This is a genomic window from Pseudomonas poae (assembly GCA_028869255.1).
GTDB classification, from domain to species: domain Bacteria; phylum Pseudomonadota; class Gammaproteobacteria; order Pseudomonadales; family Pseudomonadaceae; genus Aquipseudomonas; species Aquipseudomonas poae_C.
In genome coordinates this window covers 6,361,065-6,381,731 of the sequence record CP110972.1, presented here as the reverse complement: position 1 = coordinate 6,381,731, position 20,667 = coordinate 6,361,065, and the positions used below count along the sequence as shown (strand labels likewise).

Sequence of the window (20,667 nt, the reverse complement as noted above, 5' to 3'; positions counted from 1 at the left end):
ATCAATCTCCCAGCACACTCGTCAGACATCTGCGGAAGGGCGAACAATGTGCACTTCGTCGGAAAGTTTGACTAGTGGGTGTTCTACGGGGTTTGGACGATAGTCATGTAAGGTTTTTCCTTAGTTTTGCGGCGTGTTCATCGACCTAGACTTACGTCCAATGGGCACCCGCCGCTCAGGAGTCGACCATGCAGGACGATAAAGACAACAAAAATGCGGTCACTGTTATGAGTAAAGCTGATGCCTTCGCGCAGGCGGGGAAAACTGCCGTATTGCAGAACATTCACGGCACCCTGCAGTTCCTGCAACGTTTCCCGCCGTTCAACCAGATGGAACACGCGCACCTGGCGTTTCTGGTGGAACAGTGCCAACTACGCTTCTTCGGCCCCGGCGACAGCATCCTCAAGCCGTCGGGCGGGCCGGTCGAGCACTTTTACATCGTCAAGCAGGGCCGTGTGGTGGGAGAGCGGCCGGATTCAACACAAACCACCTTCGAAATCACCACCGGCGAATGCTTCCCCCTGGCGGCGCTATTGGGTGAGCGGGCGACCCGCACCGAGCACAAGGCCGCCGAAGATACCTTCTGCCTGCAACTGAACAAGCCGGCCTTTATCAAGCTGTTCGCGCTGTCCAGCCCGTTTCGCGACTTTGCCCTGCGTGGCGTCAGCAGCCTGCTCGACCAGGTCAACCAGCAAGTGCAGCAAAAAGCCGTGGAAACCCTCGGCACTCAATACTCCCTGAACACTCGCCTGGGTGAATTGGCCATGCGCCACCCGGTCACCTGCAGCCCGCAAACACCGCTGCGCGAGGCGGTGACGCTGATGCACGAGCAGCAGGTCGGCAGCATTGTGATCGTCGACGAGCATAAGGCGCCGCTGGGAATTTTCACCCTGCGCGATCTGCGCCAAGTGGTGGCGGACGGCACCGGCGATTTCAGTCAGGGCATCGACGGCCATATGACCCAGGCGCCGTTCTTTCTGACCCCGGACCACAGCGCCTTTGACGCCGCGATCGCCATGACCGAGCGGCATATCGCCCACGTCTGCCTGGTCAAGGACCAGCGCTTGTGTGGCGTGGTGTCCGAGCGCGACCTGTTTTCCCTGCAACGGGTCGACCTGGTGCACCTGGCCCGCACCATCCGCAATGCACCCCGGGTGGAAAACCTGGTGGCGCTTCGCGGCGAGATCGGCCAGTTGGTGGAGCGCATGCTCGCCCATGGCGCGTCGTCGACCCAGATCACCCACATTATTACGCTGCTCAATGATCACACGGTATGCCGGGTGATCGAGCTGACCCTGGCCGAAAAAGGCGACCCGGGCGTGCCGTTCAGTTGGCTGTGTTTCGGCAGCGAGGGCCGGCGTGAGCAGACGCTGTACACCGACCAGGACAACGGCATCCTGTTCGACGCCAAGGACGCCGTCGAAGCCGCGATGATCCGTGGGCGTCTGTTGCCCCTGGCGCAGCAGATCAACCAGAGCCTGGCGTTGTGCGGCTTCAGCCTGTGCAAGGGCAATATCATGGCCGGCAACCCCGAACTGTGCTTGTCACGGGCCGAGTGGGCGCGGCGTTTCGGGGCGTTTATCCGCGAGGCAACCCCGGAAAACCTGTTGAGCTCCAGCATCTACTTCGACTTGCGCGTGGTGTGGGGCGATGAACGCGGCTGCGAGCAACTGCGCCAGGGGATTCTCGACCAGGTAGCGGATAACCGCCTGTTCCAACGCATGCTGGCCGAGAACGCCTTGCGCCAGCGCCCGCCGGTGGGGCGTTTTCGCGAGTTTGTGCTGACGCGCAAGGGCGGCGAGAAGGCCACCCTCGACCTCAAGGTGCAGGGCCTGACGCCGTTTGTGGATGGTGCGCGGTTGCTGGCGCTGGCCAATGGCATCCACGCCAACAACACCCTGGAGCGCCTGCGCCAGCTAGTGGTCAAGGAAGTCATCGAGCCGCTGGACGGCGCGGCCTATGAAGAGGCTTACCACTTTATCCAGCAGACCCGCATGCAGCAGCACCAGTTGCAGAGCCGCGAAAACCAGGCGTATTCCAACCGCGTCGACCCCGACAGCCTTAACCATCTGGACCGGCGCATCCTGCGTGAATCGCTGCGCCAGGCCCAGCGCCTGCAAAGCAGCCTGACCTTGCGGTACCAGCTGTGAGCCTGTTCGGCTGGCTGCGTGCGGCCAAACCCGGGCTCGACGCCACGCAACAACGGCGTCTGGAGCAACTGCCCAAGCCTGCGACGTTGGGGGACGGGCTGCTGCAAAGCCAGCGCTGGGTGGTGGTGGACCTGGAAACCAGCGGCCTGAACCTCAACCGCGACCAGGTGCTGTCCATCGGCGCGGTGGTGATCGAGGACGGCGCGGTGGATTTTTCCCAGCTGTTCGAACGCACCCTGCACCGCGCCGAAACCAAACTCAGCCCCAGCGTGCTGATCCACGGCCTGGGGCCCAGCGCGATCGCCGCTGGCAGCGACCCGGCCGAGGCGTTGCTGGACTTTATGGCGTTTGTCGGCGACAGCCCGCTGCTGGCGTTTCATGCGCCGTTCGATCAACACATGCTGTGCCGGGCGCTCAAGGACAGCCTGGGTTACCGCCTGACCCATCCGTTTCTTGATGTTGCCGAGATCGCCCCGCTGGTGTGCCCCGAGGCGCATATCCGCGAGGCCGGGCTGGACGACTGGATCAACCACTTCAACCTGCAAGTGGGTGAGCGCCATCACGCCAGCGCCGATGCCCTGGCCACGGCAGAGCTGATGCTGATCCTGTTCAGCCGTGCGCGCCGCCAGCAAATCGATACGCCTCAGGCGTTGCAGGAGCGTTTGAGCCAATGGAAACGGCGTAAACAAGCGCCATCGTTTTAATGCCATCTCCCGACAGACGCCAATTGCGCCCATTCCCGCCCTCTGACACAATCGCGAATAATTCTCGTTAGTTTAAACTTTTATTCGGTGATGCCTTGTCGTCGGTCCAGAACCCACACAGTGAGCTTGTTGGAGCGTTGTATCGCGACCATCGCGGCTGGCTGTTGGCCTGGCTGCGGCGCAATGTGGCCTGCCCGAGCCGCGCCGAAGACCTGAGCCAGGACACCTTCATGCGCCTGCTGGGCCGTGACGAGCTGCGCGAACCTCGCGAGCCACGGGCGTTTCTGGTGGCCATCGCCAAAGGCTTGCTGTTCGACTACTTCCGCCGCGCCGCCCTGGAACAGGCCTACCTCACCGAACTGATGCTGATCCCGGAAAGCGAACACCCCTCGCCGGAAGCACAGCAGCTGATCCTCGAAGACCTCAAGGCCATCGACCGCTTGCTCGGCAAGCTGTCGAGCAAGGCCCGCGCCGCGTTCCTGTATAACCGCCTCGACGGCCTGGGCCACGCGCAAATCGCCCAGCGCCTGGGCGTGTCCGTGCCACGCGTGCGGCAGTACCTGGCGCAGGGCATTCGCCAGTGCTACATCGCCCTGTATGGCGAACCGCAATGACGGTGATCAGTTCCAAGCCGGTGTCGGCCCGTGTGCTGGATGCGGCGATTGCCTGGCAGTTGTCGCTGGATTCGGGCGACGGCGGCGCGGTAGAGCGCGAAGAATTCAGCAAGTGGCTGGCCAGCAACGAAGAGCATGCCCGCGCATGGCGCCAATTGGGCATGCTCGACCAGCGTTTCAGCGTGGCTTCGGGCCCGGCGCGGGCGGCGCTGCTGCAGTCACGCGAAGGCATTCGCCAGCGTGTGCGCAAAATGGGCAGCGGTCTGGCGAGTATCGCGCTGGTGATTGGCCTGGCGTTGTTTGCCGGCGAGCGCTACCTGCCGATCCACTACTGGCTGGCCGACCAGCGCACCGCCACTGGAGAGCAGCGCACGCTGAAGCTGGCGGACGGCACGCTGATCAACCTCAATACCCACAGTGCCATCGATGTGCGTTTTGATGAAAAGCGTCGGCTGATCGTGTTGCAGGAAGGCGAAATCCTCGTCGAGACCGGCCACAACGATGCGCGCCCGTTCTATGTACAAACCCGCGACGGCAGCCTGCGGGCGCTGGGCACGCGGTTTATCGTCAAGCGCGAAGACCACGCCACACGCTTGAGCGTGTTGCAATCGGCGGTGGGCGCCCAGCCCGAGGCGCTGCACCAGGAACAGATCTTCAAGGAAGGCCAGCAAGTGCTGATGCGCAGCGATGGCCTCGGCCCTGTGCTGGCCGTCACCCCGGCCACCGACGCCTGGACACGCGGCATGCTGGTGGTCGACAACGCCCGCCTGGGCGATGTGGTGGCGGAACTCGGCCGTTACCGCACCGGCCACCTGGGTGTGGATAAACAGGTGGCCGACCTGCGTATCACCGGCAGCTTCCCGCTGCATGACACCACGCTGGCGCTCAACGCCCTGTTGCCGACCCTGCCGGTGCAGATCGAGCAGCACACGCCGTGGTGGGTGACGGTTAGCGCCAAGCCTTAGGTTTGGTGGTGCTTGGGCGATTGCTATCGCAGGCAAGCCAGCGCCCACATTTGACCGTGTTCACACATCAAACGGTGGGAGCTGGCTTGCCTGCGAAGCGGCACTCAGGAACACCCCGGAAAAAATATTTTCATCCGGCCCTATCACTTTTTGAATCTCGCTCGGCACATAGGCAATTGCGAATTACTTCCATTCAGGAGCCGCCCTATGTCCCGCACGCTAGACACCTTGTTGCGCCCCAGCCTGTTAGCCGTGGCCATTGCCCTCAGCGCCCCGCTGGCCAGCACCGCGCTGATCGCCGCCGAACAGGCGTCCAGCGTGCGCGCCTACAACCTGCCGGCCGCGCCACTGGCCAGCACCCTGAACCAGATCGCCAGCCAGGCCGGCCTGGCACTGACCCTCAACCCGGCACTGGCATCGGGCAAGACCTCGGCACCGGTCCAGGGCCAGTTCGACCCGCAGGGCGCGCTGCGTGAGGCGTTGCGTGGGACGGGGTTGCAGCTGGAGCAGAGCAGTGCCGGGACGTATTCGCTGGTGGCGGTTCCGGAGGGCGTGATGGCGCTGCCGGTGACCAATATCACCGGCCAAGGCAGTTATGAAAGCGCCTGGGGCCCGGTGGACGGTTATGTAGCAACCCGCACAGCCGCCGGCACCAAGACGGATACACCCATTGCCGAACTCCCTCGTTCAGTCACGGTGATCACCCGCAAACAAATGGAAGACCGCTCAGTTCTTAACCTCAACGATGCGCTGCGCTACACCGCTGGCGTGCAGAGCTCTGGTTATGGCTCAGATTCGCGCAGTGACTGGCTGCTGGTACGCGGTTTTGTCCCAACGCAATTCCTCGATGGCCTGCCACTGCCCAAAGGCAACTACGCGACACCGAAGATCGACACCTGGAACCTTGAGCGTATTGCTGTCCTGCGCGGCCCGGCGTCGTCGGTTTACGGGCAAACCCCTCCAGGCGGCTTGCTGGATATGGTCAGCCGTCGCCCCCAGGCTGAAAGCTCAAACGAAATCGAGGTGCAGGCCGGTAGCAACAACCACAAGCAGATCAACTTCGACAGCACCGGCAAGATCGACGACGAAGGCCAATTCCTGTATCGCGTCAGCGGCGTGGTGCGTGACAGCAACACCCCGGTGGATCACATCCCGGACAAGCGCTACAACGTCGCCCCAAGCCTCACTTGGAATATCAACGACGACACCAAGCTGACGCTGCTGACCCAGTTCACCCGTGACGATACCGGCATCACCGGGCAGTTCCTGCCATTACAAGGCACAAAATTGAGTTCGCCGGCCGGCAAGATCTCCCACCACAAGAACCTGGGCGATCCGGACTGGGAATTCTACGATCGCACTTACTACGCGCTGGGCTACGCCTTTGAAACGCGATTGAACGACACCTGGCAGTTCCATCAAAACCTGCGCTACACCAAGAACGACCTGTCGTTTCAAGGTATCACCGCCGGTGGTGCGTTCTTCCCGAATGGTCCTGAGGTCGCGGTGGACGCCGATGGCAACGTCAGTCGTTCTGCCGGTAAGGTGGATGAAAACATCGGCCAGTTCGCCGTCGACAACAACTTCCAGGCCGACTTCCAGACTGGCGCTGTGAGCCACACGCTGTTACTGGGCCTCGACCATCAGCGCTCCACCAGCGATGCGCGCTGGTTGTGGGGTTCGGCAGGCGTGCCGACCATCAACTTCAACCGTCCGGTGTATGGGCAGGACTTCTCCAACGTCCAGTATTTCACTATGTACGACTATACCCAGAAGACCCAGCAAACCGGTCTGTACGTTCAGGACCAGATGGCCTTGGACAACTGGCGTCTGACGCTCGGCGGGCGTGAAGATTGGGTACATACCGGCACCACTTTCCACAACGCGAATGACGCCACTAACACCCAGCGCGACAAACACTTCAGTGGCAACGCCGCACTCAGCTATGTGTTCGATAACGGCATCACGCCTTACTTGTCCTATGCCGAATCCTTCCAGGCAGGCTCCGGCACCCAAGTGGGTACTACCGGGGCATTCAAGCCGACAGAAGGCAAACAGTATGAGGCGGGAATCAAATATCAGCCGCCGGGCACCAAGGCCCTGTTTACGGCTGCGGTATTCGATCTGACCCAACAGAACTCCACAGTGACCGAGGGCAGCATCACTCGGCAAGTCGGTGAAGTGCGCGTTCGCGGCCTGGAACTGGAAGCCAGCGCCGATGTTACCGAAAGCCTGAAGCTGGTGGGTTCGTATACCTATAACGACAGCGAAATCACCAAGGGCGCAGCCGGTGAAGAAGGCAATCGTATGAATCAGCTGCCACGCAACCAAGCCACAGGCTGGGCCGACTACACCTGGCGCAGCGGCCTGCTGGATGGGTTCGGGGTTGGAGCGGGCGTACGCTACGTCGGCGACACTTACGGCAACGCCACCAACACCGACCTTGGTCATGTAGGTTCCTACACTGTTTACGATGCCTCGGTGCACTACGACCTTGGCCGTGTGAACAGCTCCATGAAGGGTGTAACCGTGGCAGTCGACGCCAAGAACATCTTCAACAAGGACTACCTGTCTACCTGCGACGGGTTCTACTGCTACTACGGTGACCAGCGTAACGTGGTCGCCAGCGTGAACTACAAATTCTAAGACGGTAAAACCGCTTACGAAGGGCCGCCTGAACCGCGGCCCTTTTGCCTTTGGAGCCGTGATGAAAAGCAAAACCATCCGCCGCTGGTCCTTCATCCACACCTGGACCAGCCTGATCTGCACGGTATTCCTGCTGCTGCTCGCCCTGACCGGCTTGCCGCTGGTGTTTCATCACGAGATCGACCACCTGCTGGGCAACGAGCCTGAGCTGGCGCAAATGCCCGCCGATACTCCCCAACTGAATCTTGAGCAACTGGTGGCCAAGGCCCAGGCCCATCGCTCCGGCGAGGCCATGCAATACCTGGCCTGGGACGAAGACGACCAGAACGGCGTGATCGCGATCATGGCCGCCACGGCCGGCACCGAACCCAATTCGTCGCACACCTTCATGCTCGATGCCCGCACCGGGGATGCCGTAGAAATGCCATCGGCGAATGGCGGCTTCACGCTGTTCCTGTTGCGCCTGCATGTGGATATGTTCGCCGGCCTGCCGGGCAAGTTGCTGCTGGCGTTCATGGGCATTCTGTTTGTGGTGGCGATTGTCTCGGGCACGGTGCTGTACCTGCCGTTTATGCGTCGCTTGAAGTTCGCCACCGTGCGCCAAGGCAAATCCACCCGCCTGCGCTGGCTCGACCTGCATAACCTGATCGGTGTGGTCACCCTGACCTGGGCACTGGTGGTGGGCGTGACCGGGGTGATCAGTGCCTGCGCCGACCTGATCATCGCCGCCTGGCGCCAGGACAGCCTCAGCGCGATGATCGAGCCCTACAAAAATGCGCCGCCGCTGACCCAACGCGCACCGGCCACCGAGTTGCTGAGCATCGCCGCCAAGGCCGCACCCGGCATGCAGCCGGACTTTATCGCCTTCCCCGGTACGCGGTTTTCCAGCGAGCACCATTACGCGGTGTTCATGAAGGGCAGCACCCACCTGACCTCGCACCTGCTCACGCCGGTGTTGATCGACGCCCGCACCCTGGCCGTCACCGCCATTGCCGAACGGCCGTGGTACATGGACGCCATGGGCATGTCCCAGCCGTTGCACTTTGGCGATTACGGCGGCATGCCGATGAAAATCCTCTGGGCGGTGCTGGATGTGCTGACCATCATTGTGCTGGGCAGCGGGGTTTATCTGTGGATAGTCCGGCGCAAGGCGGCCAAGGCATGAAGCCGCGTCAGTCGAGTTTCTGGAAGGTATTCGGGATTCCGCTGGGGATTGGCCTGCTCAGCGCGGCCGGCCTGTTTGCCGCGCTGCTCGGGGATGGCGGGTGGGATTCGCTCAGTTGGGTCGGGCTCGGGATACCCGCGGTAATCGGTGTATGGGGGCTGGTCAAGCGGCGCGGCTGAGGACGCCATCGCGGGCAAGCCCGCTCCCCCATTTGACTGTGTTCACACATCCAACTGTGGGAGCTGGCTTGCCTGCGATAAGGTCCTCAAAAACACCGCGATGCCCCCTCGCCAGCCACCGTGCAACCCTCTAGGCTAGCCACAGTCCATTTCGAGGAATGCCCATGTCCGCCCCCAGCATGACCTTGTTCCACAACCCTGCTTCACCCTTTGTGCGCAAAGTGCGCGTGCTGCTGATCGAGACCGGTCAACAGGATCGCGTGGCCCTGCAAAACTGCACGCCGACACCGGTCAACCCGGATACGCACGTGGTGCAAGGCAACCCCGTGGGCAAGATCCCCGCCCTGCGCCTGGCCGACGGCAGCGTATTGCATGACAGCCGCGTGATCCTCGACTACTTCGACCACCAGCACGTCGGCAACCCGCTGATCCCCCGCGACGGCTCCGCCCGCTGGCGGCGCCTGACTTTGGCGTCGATGGCCGACGGCATCATGGACGCCGCCGTGCTGGTGCGTTATGAGTCGGCCCTGCGCCCGGTGGAAAAACACTGGGATCAGTGGCTCGAGGAGCAGCGCAACAAGATCCGTCGCGCCCTCGCCGAGCTGGAACAGGAGGCCATCGTCGAGCTGACCAGCCGCTTTGATGTCGCCTCGATCAGCGTCGCCTGCGCCCTGGGCTACCTCGACTTCCGCCACCCGGATATGCAATGGCGCACCGATAACCCACAGCTTGCGGCCTGGTACGCCGAGGTCAGCCAGCGGCCTTCGATGCTGCAGACCCAGCCTCCGGCATAACTGACAAAGCGAATCCCCTGTGGCGAGCGGGCTTGCCCGCGTTGGGCTGCGCAGCAGCCCCTAGCCCATACACCGCGGTGCTTCAATTAGAACGGTGCTGGCTGGTTTTGGGGCAGCTTCGCAGCCCAACGCGGGCAAGCCCGCTCGCCACAAAAGCCTGCTTTCCACGGGAAACAGCAGGTTGATCCTCGCCACCAGCTGTGCCTTCATTTGTTGATCTTCACGCAAGCCGATCATTGCACCGCCTCCAGGTCAAATTGCAGCGGCTCGGCCGCCTTGCGCTTGCCCACGCCGTACCAATCCAGCTTGCGGGTCAGCACCATCACGGTACCCAGCAGGCCGAACAGCAGCAGCGAGCCCATCAACAGTGCGTAATCCTCGGCACTCAGCAGCCCGTACAACAAGCCATATAACGCCGTCAGCCCCGCCGAGAAACCCAGGCCATGGGCGACGCTGCGCAGCACGTGGCACACGTAGAAACCAATCAACAGCACACAGGCACTCGCGGAGATGAGGTAAGCCAGGGCAAAACCCAGGTGCTCGGACAACGACAACAGCAACAGGTAGAAGAACGCCAGCGCAAAGCCCACCAAGGCATATTGAATCGGGTGCACCGCCAGGTTCTTCAGCACTTCGAAGAGGAAGAAGCCGGCAAAGGTCAGGGCGATAAACAGCAGCGCATATTTGATCGCACGGTCGCTCTTGAGGTACTGGTCCACCGGGTCGATGAAGTTCACGCCGAAGCTGCGATTGTTGAAACCGTCGCAGCCCTGCCCGTCCAGGCAGGTTTGCAGGGCCTGTTCGAGGTTGGTGGAAAAGAACGTGGTCTGCCAGTTGGCGGTAAAGCCGCTATCGGTGACGTCACGTTGCGCCGGCAGAAAGTTGCCGATAAAGCTTGGGTGTGGCCAGTTGGAAGCGAGTGACACCTGGCTGGTCTTGCCCACCGGCACCACTTGCAGTTGTTCGGTGCCTTGCAGGCGCAGGTCGAAGGCGAAGTCCACCACGGCCGGCTTTTTGCTGTCCTGCTCCGGCAGCGCCACATGCACGCCCTCCCCCAGCCAGTCCACTTGAGTACCCGGTGAGAACTCCACGCGTTGGTTACCCAGCTCAAGCATCAGCGCGTTTTCAATGCCCCGAATATCGCTGATGCCCACCGCCAGAAACGCCGGTTCAAAGCGGTAATCGGCAAAGTTTTCGCTGATCCCCAGCTGCGCAGGCAACTCGAAACGCCCGCTGATGCGGTTGTCGGCATGGAACAGCCGCGCCTGGTAAATGCCGCGTGCACGCAGTTCGGTTTGCACCTTGCCGTCGAGTTCAAAACGGTCCGGCAGGAAATACAGACGACCGCGCTCTTCACGGGTTTCCTCGTAGCGTTTGTTGAGCTTTTCATTGAGTTTCCACTCGCGCACGGTCTTGCGGTACGGCACCACCATCACCGGGCCGGTAAGTCGCTGGGCAAAGCTTGAACTGCGGGCGATGTCCGTCAGCACCTGGTCGCGAGTGAATTGGCGGTCGGCGATGATGCCGTTGATCATCAGCAACGGAATCAGCAACAGCAGGATCAGCAGCGCAATCGCGCCAAGTTTGAAAAGCAGGCTGCGGTTCATGGGTCTCTCCCTGTTTTGATGGGGAGAGTCTGCGCAGCGCGTGTGGGGGATTTATGTGGGCAATGTGGAGACTGTGTGGAGATGCAGCACCACTTGCACCCCGCCCGGTACGTTGCCGATCTGCAACGCGCCGCCGTGCAGCTTCATCACTTCCTCGACAAAGTTGAGGCCCAGGCCGGTGCTTTTGCGCCCGCTGGCCGGGCGCGGCAGCGAGTAGAAGCGCTCGCTCAGGCGCGGCAAGGCATAGTCGGGAATCGGCGCGGCCTGGTTGAACAGGCTGACCTGCACATCGCTGTGCCGGGTGTGTGCGCTGAAGGTGAGTACGCCGCCGGGCGGGGTGAAATCCAGGGCATTGTCCAGCAGGTTGCCCAACGCCTGGCGCAACAGGAAGGGTTCGCCGAACACGTTCACCTCGCGGCCAATCGCCTGCTCGACCTGCAAGCCGGCCCCTTCGATGCGCGCACATTGGGCCTTGAGTACCTCCTCGACCAAGGCCGCCAACGGGATACTCGCCTGCTCTTCGAGGCCCTGGCGCTGTTCCACCTGCGCCAGGTTCAGCAGACGTTCGATCAGCTGTTGCAGGCGCGCACTTTCGCTGTCGATATTGCCCACAAAGCGCTGCTGCTGCTCGCGGCTCATCTCCCCCTGAAGCAGCTCCGCCGCGCCGCGAATCGCCGCCAGCGGGCTTTTCAATTCATGGGTCAGGGTGTGCACGTAATGCTCGACGTAAGCCTTGCCCTCCAACTGCGTGCGCATGTGCTCCACGGCGGTGGACAACTGCTTGAGTTCACCGCCGCGGTAATGCGGCAGCTCAGCGCGGCGGCCCTCGCTGACGGCTTCGGCATAAGCGGTCAATCGCCTCAGCGCAACGCTCAGCCACCACGACAGCAGCGCGCCGAGCAACAGGCCGAGGATCACCAGACCGGCGCCGTACCACAGCAGGCGGCGTTCAGTGCGGTCGACATAAGGCTGCAACGAGCTGTTGGGCTTGGCCACCGTGACCACGCCGATGATCTGGCCGTTTTCGCGGATCGGCGCGCCCACGTGCATCACCGACGAGGTCGGGTCATCCAGCTCGCTGCGGGTGGAACGCGCGCCGTATTCGCCGCGCAGGGTCAGGTACACGTCGTTCCACTTGGAGTAGTCCTGGCCCACCGCCTCGCCCGTGGAGTCGAGCAACACCCTGCCCTGGGCGTCGGTGACGTAGATACGGTGGTTGACCTGGTTTTTCGGCAAGCCCCAGATGGTCGCCCCCGGCTGGCGATTGCCGTAGGCCTTGAGCAGTTCGGGCCAGTGGCTCTGGCCAAGGGTGTGGTTTTTTACATCATCGCGCAGGATTTCGGCCAGCAGGTTGGCGGTGTCCACCAGGGTTTCTTCGGTGGACTGGCGCACGCCGGGGCGGATTTCCTTCATCACGGTGTTGAGCACAAAGTAGCCGGTCAGGCCGATAAACAGCGCGTACACCAGGAAAATCCGCAGCCCCAGGCGCATCAGCTGTTGCTCGGGCTGTAGCTGTAGCCGAGGCCACGATGGGTCTGGATCGGCTCGGCATCCGCCGCCACGCTGCGCAATTTGCTACGCAGGCTTTTGATATGGCTGTCGATATTGCGCTCGTAACCGGCGTCAGCGGGCACACCGACCGCGTCCAGCAATTGCTCGCGGCTGAATACCCGCTCGGGCTGCTCGAGCAGGCTTTGCAGCAAGCGGAATTCATGGCGCGTGAGGCTCAGGGCTTGGCCACGATAACTGATCTGCATACGCTCCAGGTCCACCTGGAACACCGCCGGGGCCGTTCCCGGCCCTACCCGTTTAAGGATCGCCCGTACCCGCGCCGCCACTTCGCGTGGGCTGAACGGTTTGACCACATAGTCGTCGGCGCCGATCTCCAGGCCCACCACGCGGTCGATTTCAGCATCCCGGGCACTCAGGAACATCACCGGTACTTCGCTGAAACGGCGCAGTTGCTTGCAGGTTTCAAAACCGCTGATATCCGGCAGGCCGATGTCGAGGATGATCAGATCGGCCGGGGTCTGGCGCTGATGGGCCAGCGCCTCCTGGCCGAGGCTCAGCCAGGTGGTGGTAAAGCCCTCGCCTTGCAAGGCGAATATCAGCGTGTCGGCTATTGCCGCTTCGTCTTCGACAATCAGGATATGCGGCATGGGGGTCCGTCAGCAGTCCGGTTTGTCGGCAGTGTAACGGCGAGCAGGGTTTACCGCCGCGCCAAATTCGCGCAGGGCCTTGGCGCCGATCAGCAGCGGGTAGTTGAAGCTGCTACGGTCGGTAAGGTTGACCTCGACGGTGCGCTTGACGTCGCCCAGGCACATTTCCAGGTCGATCACCGGGCGCTTGGCCACGCTGGCTTCGTCCTTGTCGTCGTCCTCGTCGGCGCGGCTCTTGATTTTGCTGATGCGCGACACTTTGTGCTCGTAGACCTTGTTGGTCGCGTCCTTGCCGCCGAGGCGGAAGCGCACCCAGTCGTCGCCGTCACGGGTGAAGGTTTCGATATCACGGGCCGAGAGCGAGGCGGTCAGCGCGCCGGTGTCCATCTTGGCCTTGAAGGTTTCGCCGATCTCCGGCAACTGGATGTATTCGTAGCGACCGTAAAGGGTCGGTTCGGCGGCCATGACCGGCAGGGCCGCCAGGGCGAGGGAGGCAAGGAGCAGTTTCACGAAGTGATTTCCTCGGAAAGAAGTAGGCGGATTCTAGACCGCAAAAGCCATGGTTAGTTAGTTCTCAACCCTATCAGGCACATTGTGAAACATTCGTCCGGCGATTTGCGATTTGGCCTCTGGACGCGCCTTGCTTATCATGGCCCGCCCACAAGATTCCAAGAGTTACTTATGCGCCGCCTGCTCACCGGCTGTTTCGTCTCACTGCTGTTGTTGCTCAACACCCTGGTCTTGATCGGGCCATTGATGGTGTTTGCCCTGCTCAAGCTGGTGGCGCCCGGCCGCTATCGGGACTACGCGTCCTGGGCGGTGATGTGGATCGCCGAGACCTGGGCTGAAATCGACAAGCTGATTTTCTCGCTGTGCATTCCGACGCAATGGGACATTCGCGGCGGCGGTGACCTGCGCGGCGACACCTCCTATCTCGTGATCAGCAACCACCAATCCTGGGTCGATATCCCGGCGCTGATCCAGGCGCTCAACCGGCGCACGCCGTTCTTCAAATTCTTCCTGAAAAAAGAGCTGATCTGGGTGCCCTTCCTCGGCCTGGCGTGGTGGGCGCTGGATTACCCGTTCATGAAGCGTTACACCAAGGCGTTCCTGGCCAAGCACCCGGAGCTGGCGGGCCAGGATTTGAAGATCACCAAGGAGGCTTGCGAGTTGTTCAAGCGCCAGCCGGTCACGGTGGTCAATTACCTGGAAGGCACTCGGTTCAACGCAGCCAAGCACAAGCAGCAGGGCTCGCCCTTTGCGCGCTTGCTCAAGCCCAAGGCCGGTGGCGTGGCGTTTGTACTGGCGGCGATGGGTGAACAGCTGGATGCGGTGCTCGACGTAACCGTGGTCTATCCGCAACAGAAAATCCCGGGGTTCTGGGATTTGATCAGCGGCGCGGTGCCCAAGGTGATCATTGATATCCGCACCCGCGAGCTGGACCCGGCTTTGTGGCAAGGGGATTACGAGAACGATCCGGCCTTTCGCCAGACCGTCCAGAACTGGGTCAACCAGCTCTGGAAGGAGAAGGATGCGCGCATCGAACAATTGCGCGCCGAGCGGCCTTAACTGCCGGTGCCCCAGGCCTGAGCCAGCTTGCCCAGCACCGAGCTGCTGGCGCCCTGGCCACCCAGGTATTGCAGGATCACCGGGGCAAACTGGCCGACCATGCCACTGTCCATGCCCAGCGCGCTGAACGCCGTGTTCAGGTCATTGGTGTTCTTCACATTCCCCAGCAGGCCGTCCAGGCCGCTGGTTTTGCTGCCGCCGGTCTGGCCGAGCATCCCGCTCAAGGCCCCGAGGCTGCCCAACGCATTATTGCCCGACAGCTGGTCCAGGCCGGGCACGCTTTTGCCCAATTGCGAATAGTCGTTACCGCTCAGTTGGTTCTTGGCCAACCCGAGCATGGCGCCGGTGCCGCCGACGGCTTGCTCGGGGGTGACGTTCAGTTGCGAGGTCAATGCGCTCAGCAGCCCGGCCGTCTCGGACGACGGTGCTGCGGCTGCGGCCTTGTTGTTGCCCCCTTGCATGCCGGAGATGGCATTGGCCGCGTCGCCAAGGCTGAACCCAGCGGCAAACACCGGGGTGGCGGCCAGGCTCATCAGGCAGGAAAGGGCGAAACCGCGTGAAATCTTCATCGAAACAACCTCTGGGTGTAGGTGTGAAAGCAGGCGTTTGACTGACCGTCCGGAAAGAATGTTCCCACACCCGGATGAGTTCGGATTTTTCTGCATCCGAATCACCTCGCCCCGCGTATATCCAACATGCGCCGCCCGGAGTTGGATGGAATGAATGCCCAAGCTGAACTACCCTCTGCCTACCGTGCGCAGTCCCGTCGCCCTCGTATGAGAGCCTGGAGAAGCCCTATTTCCATCAACGATGCTGACCCGTTGCGGCCTTTGCTGGCCCAGTGCGCGCTGGGCAATCGCCAGGCGTTCGAAACCCTCTACCGCAGCGTGTCCCCGCGGCTGCTCGGTGTGGCGTTTCGCTTCATGGGCCGTGCGGATCTGGCTGAAGAGGTGCTGCAGGAGGCCTTTGTGCGCATCTGGTACAACGCTTCGCGCTACGAACCGCACCTGGCAGCGCCAATGACCTGGATGGTCAACATCACCCGTAACCTGGCCATCGACCAACTGCGCAAACGCCGCGAACAGCCCCTGGCCGACGGCCAGCAGGAGTCCCTGCTTGACGATAGCCCCAGCGCCCACGAACAACTCGACAGCGAGCGCGCAGCCCACGCCCTGAACCGTTGCCTGGAGACCCTCGACGGCATGCAGCGCCAGTCGATCAGCGTGGCTTACTTTCAAGGCCTGACGTGCACGGAATTGGCCGAGCATTTGGCGGCGCCACTGGGCACGGTCAAATCCTGGATTCGGCGCGGCATGGAACGCCTGCGCAGGTGCCTTGAATCATGAACTACCAAACCACCACCCTGCGCCGTGCCCTCGCTGCCGATTACGCCATCGGCCTGATGCCCCCCACCGCCCGGCGCCGCTTCGATGCCCTGTTGCTGGACGACGCCGCGCTGCGCGTGGAGCTTGGTCATTGGCAGGATGCGCTCGCCAGCCTCACCGGCACCCTGCCCGAACGCCCGGTGCCCGATCACGTATGGGCCGGCATCAAGGCGCGGATCGAGCCGCAGGTGCTGCATGTGCCGGCGACGAAACCGTTCTGGATGAATTTTCGCCTGCTGGCCGCCGCGTGCGCGGTAGTGGTCGCGGTACTGGTGGGCGTGCTGTATCAACGCGAGATCGGCGCCGAGTACAACGCCACACTGGTGGCCGCCAACCAGCAACCGGCGCTGCAGATCCGGGCGTTTGGCGATCACCTGCAAATCGAGCCGCTGACGCTGGCCGCTGTAGAGCCGACACGCGATCTGGAGTTGTGGGTCATCCCACCTGGCGGCAAACCAATCTCCCTGGGCCTGCTGCCCGCCGCCGGCAAGGGCCGGATCCAGCTGAGCGAAGCGCAGCGGGCACTGCTCAGCGCTCCACTGACCCTGGCCGTGAGTCTGGAACCACGCGGCGGTTCACCCACCGGCCAACCCACCGGGCCAGTGCTGTACCAAGGGGCGCTGGCAGCTCGCTGAGCCATCGGCATGCAGCTATCGAAATGACAGGCCGCTTGTTTATCGCAACTCTTTCTAACGCACTGTTACTTCTAACAGTAGTCGAGGACCGGAAATCACCCGCAGCATGAAACCTCTCAGGCAGCACAGGAGGTGAGCCATGAACAGCGCAATGCTTGCAGGTGTGTTCGCAATCACGGCAATGATGAACCACGCCCAGGCAGCAACCTCAACCTGCCCTCCAGCCCAGAGCATCAAACAAACGGCGCTGGCCAACGGAGGCTACCACTACGAAGCGTCATTGCCCGATGGACGCACCTGGGCCGGTGACAACCCGCTGGCTCCAGCGTCGTATCTTACGGACGCCACGTTTCACGATGCCCGGTACGATGCATCGAACAAAGCCGTAACCTGCACCTACAAAGGGCCGATGAATAACGACGCGAGTTTTTCGGTAACGCTCAAACCCGTCTCGGGTTGGAACCTTATCCCGACTGCCCACTGGAGAGGCACCTATTGCGAAGACGCGGATATTGCCAAGTGTGCATTTACCCACCAATAAAAAGGGCGACTCGAAGTCGCCCTTTCCGTTACGCCCACGTTAACCCAGGATCAGCATTGGCAATAAACGCCGCTGCCTTTATTCGAACTCACTCTTTAACCCTGTTATTTCTCACAGTAGACGGGCATCAGAAACCTCCCCAACCTTGATCACAAACCACGCGGCGCTCAAAAGAGGACAGGAAAATGCCTATCTACAAATTTACCGCCAACGCGACCGATAGCGATGACGCCTCACAGACAGGGGAAATTACCGCAGACGATCCGGCAGAAGCGGCACGACTGGTCAAAGACAAGTACAGCTATAGAGTCAAAGTGACCCTGGTAGGGTTCGCACCCGACCCGCGTTCGCCGGGAAGAGGCATTATGGTCGAACAACTGGTATTGGTTGACGGCTGATAGACCTCTCAATAAGGGCGACCCCGGGCCGCCCTTATTGTTTGGAACGTTACTCAGGCCGCGCTGAACAACTTATGCGGATCAATCACAAACTTCTTCGGTACACCCGCATCAAACTCGCCATAACCACGTGGCGCATCATCCAGGCTGATCACCTGCACGCCGACAATTTCAGCGATGTTGATGCGGTCCCACATGATCGCCTGCATCAGTTGGCGGTTGTACTTCATCACCGGGGTTTGCCCGGTGTGGAAGCTGTGGGATTTCGCCCAGCCCAAACCAAAGCGAATGCTCAGGCTGCCCATTTTCGCCGCCGCGTCGACCGCGCCCGGGTCTTCGGTCACGTACAGGCCGGGGATGCCGATCTTGCCCGCCACGCGCACCACGCCCATCAGCGAGTTGAGGACGGTGGCCGGGGCCTCCGCCTTGGCGCCTTCATGGCCGTGACCACGGGCTTCAAAGCCTACGGCGTCGACGGCGCAGTCGACTTCCGGCTCGCCGAGTAACGCGGCGATCTGTTCGTGCAATGGGGTGTCCTTGGACAGGTCGGCAATTTCAAAACCCTGGGCCTTGGCGTGGGCCAGTCGCACTGGGTTGACGTCGCCGATGATCACCACCGCCGCGCCGAGCAGGCGTGCGGAAGCCGCAGCGGCCAGACCGACCGGGCCGGCACCCGCGATGTACACGGTGCTGCCTGGGCCGACGCCGGCGGTAACGGCACCGTGATAGCCGGTGGGGAGGATGTCGGAGAGGCAGGTCAGGTCGCGGATTTTCTCCATGGCCTTGTCGCGGTCCGGCAGTTTCAGCAGGTTGAAGTCGGCGTACGGCACCAGCACGTACTCGGCCTGGCCGCCAGTCCAGTCGCCCATGTCGACGTAGCCGTAGGCGCCACCGGCACGGGCCGGGTTGACGGTGAGGCACACGCCGGTGTGTTGCTCTTTGCAGGAGCGGCAGCGGCCGCACGCCACGTTGAACGGCACCGAGACCAGATCGCCGATTTTCAGGTTTTCGACGTCGCTGCCCTTCTCGATGACTTCGCCGGTGATTTCATGCCCCAGCACCAGGCCGGTCTGGGCAGTAGTGCGGCCGCGCACCATGTGTTGGTCGGAGCCGCAGATGTTGGTGGAGACCACGCGCAGGATGACGCCGTGCTCAATCTTCCTGCCACGGGGGTCCTGCATTTTGGGATAGTCGATTTTCTGTACTTCGACCTTGCCGTTGCCGAGATACACGACACCACGATTACCAGACATGCTTTCACCTCGCTGTTGTTTTTATGGAACCGCGTCGCCCAGGCAGGCGGCGCGTAAAGTGCTCGGGTACAGATGCTGTTTTTGCGTTGTTGCTGATGGCCTCATCGCAGGCAAGCCAGCTCCCACATTTGGAATGTATTACCCTGTGGGAGCTGGCTTGCCTGCGATGGCGATCTAAAGAACGACCGTGCGATTGGCGTTCAAAAACACCCGCCGCTCAATGTGATACCCCACCGCCCGGGCCAATGTCAGCCCTTCGATATCCCGCCCCTTGGCGATCAAGTCCTCGGGATAGTGGCTGTGATCCACCACCTCCACACCCTGGGCGATAATCGGGCCTTCGTCCAGGTCGTTGTTGATGTAATGCGCGGTCGCCCCCACCAGTTTCACGCCCTTGTTGTAGGCCTGGTGATACGGCTTGGCACCCTTGAACCCCGGCAACAGCGAGTGATGGATATTGATCGCCTTGCCATCCAGTTTGCGACACAGCTCCGGCGACAGCACTTGCATGTAGCGCGCAAGGATCACCAGTTCGGCGCCGGTGTCTTCCACCACTTGCCACACCTGACGCTCCTGGGACGGTTTGTCGTTGGGGTCCAGGGGGAAATGGTAGTAGGGAATCTGGTGCCAGTCGGCCAACGGTTTCAAATCGGGGTGGTTGGACACCACCGCCACCACGTCCATCGACAATTGGCCGATGCGCTGGCGGTACAGCAGGTCGTTGAGGCAGTGATCGGCCTTGGAGACCATGATCACCACTTTTGGCCGGTAGTTCGGCGCCGTCAGCTCGAAGATCATGCCAAAGGCTTCGCCGCGAGTGGCCAGCCCATCGCGGAACGCCTGCTCATCAAAACCGTCGGGCTGGCGGAATTCCACGCGAATAAAAAACCGGCCCGAGAGGCGGTCATCGAACGAGTGGTGCTCGGTGACATAGCAGCCCTGCTCGAACAGGTAGCGGGTGACCGCGTCCACCGTGCCGAGCACGCTGGGGCAGTCGGCAGTCAAAATCCATGTATCGGGTGCGCGGCTCATAATCGAATCCTCATGCCTTTGTGGCGAGGGGCTTGCCCCCGTTGGGCTGCGAAGCAGCCCTGAAATCAGCCAAGCGGTTCTTTCATTGGGACCGCTGCGCGATCCAACGGGGGCAAGCCCCCTCGCCACAACAGCCCCCTCATCACAAATGCCGGGTCAGGCTTGGACGCTCAGGCCAAATTCGGCCGAGGCATCCTGCAGCCACAACCACCAGTAATCCGAGAAGCTGCGGCGAATCACCAGCTCCCAGGTGTCTTCAGCCGTGTGGCGGATCACCAGTTGCGACTTGGCGAACACCGTGCCCACCGCCTTGCCCACCGGGAAGGTGTTGGGGTGCACGTCGTAGCTGGTGGATTTCATCAGCACATCGCGCACGTTCGGGCCGCTGAGTTCGAGGATCTGCTGGCCGCCACTGACGTTGACGATCTGGATATGCAGGTCGCCCAGGGCGGCCCGCAGGTTTTGTTCGGCGGCGAATTCTTCCCCGCTTGGCACGATCAGCAGCCACTCATCCGGGCCGAGCCATTGCAGGCTGGTTTCGCCTTTGACGATCACCTGCAAGGCGCCGGGCAACTCGATGCCGAGGGCCTTGTGCACGCCGGCGGCGAACGCTGCATCGTGGCCATCGCCACGAAGGGTCAGGTGGCCCAGGAGTTTCTTTTCGCGCACGGTCACGCCGGCGTTTTTGCGGCCCTTGCCGACCAGGCTGGCGAGGTCGGCATGGTGCAGCGACGACTCGGCCTTGGCGCCGGTGGTGGGGCGTTGTTGGTACACATTGGCTGCTGTCATAAAGCACCTTTCCTAATTCTGTTGTGCGGCTACTGGCGTCTTCGCGAGCAAGCCCGCTCCCACATTTGGAATGCATTCCCCT

Annotated in this window: 21 protein-coding genes; 13 read left to right on the top strand and 8 right to left on the bottom strand. The window is 61.9% G+C overall.

Annotation, left to right across the window (positions count from 1 at the left end):
- The first annotated feature begins 227 nt into the window (after nucleotides 1–227).
- From LRS56_28960 to LRS56_28925, 8 genes are all read left to right on the top strand, one after another.
- Nucleotides 228–2,150 (top strand): DUF294 nucleotidyltransferase-like domain-containing protein, encoded by a 1,923-nt coding sequence (locus LRS56_28960; GenBank protein WDU65831.1) that lies wholly within the window; start codon nucleotides 228–230, stop codon nucleotides 2,148–2,150.
- Nucleotides 2,147–2,854 carry a 3'-5' exonuclease gene (locus LRS56_28955; GenBank protein ID WDU62693.1) on the top strand — a complete coding sequence of 236 codons (708 nt, stop codon included), beginning with the start codon at nucleotides 2,147–2,149 and terminating at the stop codon, nucleotides 2,852–2,854. The genes LRS56_28960 and LRS56_28955 overlap by 4 nt, the downstream gene beginning before the upstream one ends.
- A 95-nt stretch (nucleotides 2,855–2,949) precedes the next feature.
- A complete protein-coding gene (locus LRS56_28950; GenBank protein ID WDU62692.1) occupies nucleotides 2,950–3,468 on the top strand; it encodes an RNA polymerase sigma factor in 519 nt (172 codons plus the stop codon).
- The gene (locus LRS56_28945; protein ID WDU62691.1) at nucleotides 3,465–4,433 is read left to right on the top strand and encodes a FecR family protein; all 969 of its coding nucleotides are present in this window, start codon (nucleotides 3,465–3,467) and stop codon (nucleotides 4,431–4,433) included. The genes LRS56_28950 and LRS56_28945 overlap by 4 nt, the downstream gene beginning before the upstream one ends.
- Before the next feature lie 207 nt (nucleotides 4,434–4,640).
- Nucleotides 4,641–7,079 (top strand): TonB-dependent siderophore receptor, encoded by a 2,439-nt coding sequence (locus LRS56_28940; protein ID WDU62690.1) that lies wholly within the window; start codon nucleotides 4,641–4,643, stop codon nucleotides 7,077–7,079.
- Between the two features lie 61 nt (nucleotides 7,080–7,140).
- Nucleotides 7,141–8,244 (top strand): PepSY-associated TM helix domain-containing protein, encoded by a 1,104-nt coding sequence (locus tag LRS56_28935; protein WDU62689.1) that lies wholly within the window; start codon nucleotides 7,141–7,143, stop codon nucleotides 8,242–8,244.
- Nucleotides 8,241–8,423 carry a hypothetical protein gene (locus LRS56_28930; GenBank protein WDU62688.1) on the top strand — a complete coding sequence of 61 codons (183 nt, stop codon included), beginning with the start codon at nucleotides 8,241–8,243 and terminating at the stop codon, nucleotides 8,421–8,423. The genes LRS56_28935 and LRS56_28930 overlap by 4 nt, the downstream gene beginning before the upstream one ends.
- A 164-nt stretch (nucleotides 8,424–8,587) precedes the next feature.
- Entirely contained in the window at nucleotides 8,588–9,217 is a 630-nt protein-coding gene (locus LRS56_28925; protein ID WDU62687.1) for a glutathione S-transferase N-terminal domain-containing protein, read from the top strand.
- Between the two features lie 233 nt (nucleotides 9,218–9,450).
- Here LRS56_28925 and creD read toward each other — a convergent pair whose 3' ends face one another.
- The 4 genes from creD to LRS56_28905 are packed head-to-tail and all read right to left on the bottom strand — an operon-like array spanning nucleotide 9,451 to nucleotide 13,493.
- Nucleotides 9,451–10,824 carry a cell envelope integrity protein CreD gene (creD, locus tag LRS56_28920; protein ID WDU62686.1) on the bottom strand — a complete coding sequence of 458 codons (1,374 nt, stop codon included), beginning with the start codon at nucleotides 10,822–10,824 and terminating at the stop codon, nucleotides 9,451–9,453.
- A 51-nt stretch (nucleotides 10,825–10,875) separates the two neighbouring features.
- A complete protein-coding gene (gene creC, locus LRS56_28915) occupies nucleotides 10,876–12,315 on the bottom strand; it encodes a two-component system sensor histidine kinase CreC (GenBank protein ID WDU62685.1) in 1,440 nt (479 codons plus the stop codon).
- Nucleotides 12,315–12,983, bottom strand: a complete 669-nt coding sequence (creB, locus tag LRS56_28910; protein ID WDU62684.1) for a two-component system response regulator CreB — start codon at nucleotides 12,981–12,983, stop codon at nucleotides 12,315–12,317. Before creB ends, creC begins: the two co-directional genes overlap by 1 nt.
- A gap of 9 nt (nucleotides 12,984–12,992) precedes the next feature.
- Nucleotides 12,993–13,493, bottom strand: a complete 501-nt coding sequence (locus LRS56_28905; protein ID WDU62683.1) for an ATP-dependent zinc protease — start codon at nucleotides 13,491–13,493, stop codon at nucleotides 12,993–12,995.
- 171 nt (nucleotides 13,494–13,664) lie between these two features.
- On the opposite strand from LRS56_28905, the gene LRS56_28900 reads away from it, so the two are divergent.
- Complete coding sequence (locus tag LRS56_28900) at nucleotides 13,665–14,552, top strand: acyltransferase (GenBank protein WDU62682.1); 888 nt, start codon at nucleotides 13,665–13,667, stop codon at nucleotides 14,550–14,552.
- Here the strand turns inward: LRS56_28900 and LRS56_28895 are convergent.
- Nucleotides 14,549–15,121 (bottom strand): DUF2780 domain-containing protein, encoded by a 573-nt coding sequence (locus LRS56_28895; protein WDU62681.1) that lies wholly within the window; start codon nucleotides 15,119–15,121, stop codon nucleotides 14,549–14,551. The genes LRS56_28900 and LRS56_28895 overlap by 4 nt on opposite strands.
- A 150-nt stretch (nucleotides 15,122–15,271) precedes the next feature.
- On the opposite strand from LRS56_28895, the gene LRS56_28890 reads away from it, so the two are divergent.
- The 4 genes from LRS56_28890 to LRS56_28875 all read left to right on the top strand — a co-directional run bounded on the left by LRS56_28890 (nucleotide 15,272) and on the right by LRS56_28875 (nucleotide 17,511).
- Complete coding sequence (locus tag LRS56_28890) at nucleotides 15,272–15,898, top strand: sigma-70 family RNA polymerase sigma factor (GenBank protein ID WDU62680.1); 627 nt, start codon at nucleotides 15,272–15,274, stop codon at nucleotides 15,896–15,898.
- Nucleotides 15,895–16,572 carry an anti-sigma factor gene (locus tag LRS56_28885; protein ID WDU62679.1) on the top strand — a complete coding sequence of 226 codons (678 nt, stop codon included), beginning with the start codon at nucleotides 15,895–15,897 and terminating at the stop codon, nucleotides 16,570–16,572. The genes LRS56_28890 and LRS56_28885 overlap by 4 nt, the downstream gene beginning before the upstream one ends.
- 139 nt (nucleotides 16,573–16,711) lie before the next feature.
- Nucleotides 16,712–17,113 (top strand): DUF3757 domain-containing protein, encoded by a 402-nt coding sequence (locus LRS56_28880; protein ID WDU62678.1) that lies wholly within the window; start codon nucleotides 16,712–16,714, stop codon nucleotides 17,111–17,113.
- Nucleotides 17,114–17,298: 185 nt separating this feature from the next.
- Nucleotides 17,299–17,511 carry a hypothetical protein gene (locus tag LRS56_28875; GenBank protein ID WDU62677.1) on the top strand — a complete coding sequence of 71 codons (213 nt, stop codon included), beginning with the start codon at nucleotides 17,299–17,301 and terminating at the stop codon, nucleotides 17,509–17,511.
- Between the two features lie 53 nt (nucleotides 17,512–17,564).
- On the opposite strand, the gene fdhA is transcribed toward LRS56_28875, so the two are convergent.
- The 3 genes from fdhA to soxG form a co-directional block, all read right to left on the bottom strand.
- Nucleotides 17,565–18,764 carry a formaldehyde dehydrogenase, glutathione-independent gene (fdhA, locus tag LRS56_28870; protein WDU62676.1) on the bottom strand — a complete coding sequence of 400 codons (1,200 nt, stop codon included), beginning with the start codon at nucleotides 18,762–18,764 and terminating at the stop codon, nucleotides 17,565–17,567.
- Nucleotides 18,765–18,938: 174 nt separating this feature from the next.
- The gene (gene purU, locus LRS56_28865) at nucleotides 18,939–19,796 is read right to left on the bottom strand and encodes a formyltetrahydrofolate deformylase (GenBank protein ID WDU62675.1); all 858 of its coding nucleotides are present in this window, start codon (nucleotides 19,794–19,796) and stop codon (nucleotides 18,939–18,941) included.
- A gap of 156 nt (nucleotides 19,797–19,952) precedes the next feature.
- A complete protein-coding gene (soxG, locus tag LRS56_28860) occupies nucleotides 19,953–20,585 on the bottom strand; it encodes a sarcosine oxidase subunit gamma family protein (protein ID WDU62674.1) in 633 nt (210 codons plus the stop codon).
- Nucleotides 20,586–20,667: the final 82 nt, after the last annotated feature.